Genomic DNA, 1,258 nt, shown 5'->3' with positions numbered 1-1,258 from the left:
GGGATCTGCTCCGTCACCGCCGCCGTAGTGGTGCTCACTCATGCCTCCCGAAAGAGCTGTCAAGGGAATCAAAACCGTAGCATTCATAAACCCCATTCCGCCACCGTTCAAACATTCCATTAGCTCAATCCAGATGGCGAATTACGCTCCTAATGCCGCGTGCGCGTCGGTCCATTATCTAAATGGATATCCATTGTTTAGCGCGCGGATCTTCACTCGTCCGACGCAGCTGGTCCGTACCGGGCCAGGGCCTCCCGGACGATCCTCGGCACCGGGTACAGCCGTGCCGCCAGCTCGTCGCGCCGCATCTTCTGTGCCTCGGTGAGCACGAGGCCGGCGCCGACCAGGTCGCGCTCGTTGAGCTCACGCAGGGGTTCCTTCGAGACCCGCCAGGCCGCCGTACGCAGGCGCTTGACCAGGGTGGACGGGAAGTCGTAGTTCCGTTGGACCATCGAGACGCCCAGGCTCGGCCCCGGCCACCGGCCGGAGAGGGCGAGCCCGGCCTGCTCGAAGTCCGTCAGCTCCGGCCACGGGCCGACGAGGTCCGGCTCGTCAAGGCGCTGCTCGACCGCCGCGGCGACGATCGTCTCCAGAGGGGGCCATTCCTCCGCCCGCATCCGCGCCACGATGATCCGCGCCTGTCGCCGCGTATTTCCCTGATTCACCAGTGCATTTACAGTCGCCTTTTCCTCTAGCCTCTGCTGCCTTTTCACGAGGTCCAGGCGTGCCGCCTGATACGCGTAGATCATCACGGTTACGGGGATCTTGGTCACGGACTTATCTTAATGGATATCCATTCATAAGCGGCGAGCTCGCCCGATTTTTCCCCCGGCAAGCCGCCGAGGCGCGAGGGGTCGGCGGCTCCTCGGCCCCCGGGGGGCCTGCGGTGCCCCGCCGGGGCGGCTGGCCGACGCCGGCGACCGCGGGTCGGTGGGGGGCCATCAAGGAGGGATGCGTGGCTGGGACCGGGAGGGGTTGCTGGAGACACACGCGCGCCTGCTCAGCCGGGTGCGGGTCCGCCGTGGCTGACTTTCGTGGGCTGAGGTCGAGTCAGCTGGCAGGAGGGTTCCGTTCGGTCGTCGTCTGCAGGAAGTGCCTGAACATGGCGGAGCCCCCAGCCGGACCGGGTGGAACGGCCAACTGGGGGCTCCCTACGCCCGAGCCCACGGGGGAGGCGTCGGGCGGTCTCGGAGGTGGTCAAGTGGGGGACGGCCGTACACGGCTTCGTACGTCCGACCCGGTCCCTGTCGGGGGCAGG

Annotated in this window: 1 protein-coding gene; it reads right to left on the bottom strand. The window is 66.9% G+C overall.

The genetic code is table 11. The features are described 5' to 3' along the window. Positions 1-212: 212 nt before the first annotated feature. A complete protein-coding gene (locus tag STRTUCAR8_RS15760) occupies positions 213-665 on the bottom strand; it encodes a hypothetical protein (protein ID WP_158697407.1) in 453 nt (150 codons plus the stop codon). Between the last annotated feature and the right edge of the window lie 593 nt (positions 666-1,258).

Origin of the sequence: Streptomyces turgidiscabies Car8, from assembly GCF_000331005.1 — a bacterium.
In the GTDB taxonomy this organism is placed as follows: domain Bacteria; phylum Actinomycetota; class Actinomycetes; order Streptomycetales; family Streptomycetaceae; genus Streptomyces; species Streptomyces turgidiscabies.
Note: the sequence above shows the minus strand (reverse complement) of the source record. Positions and strands in the feature narration are given on the sequence as shown.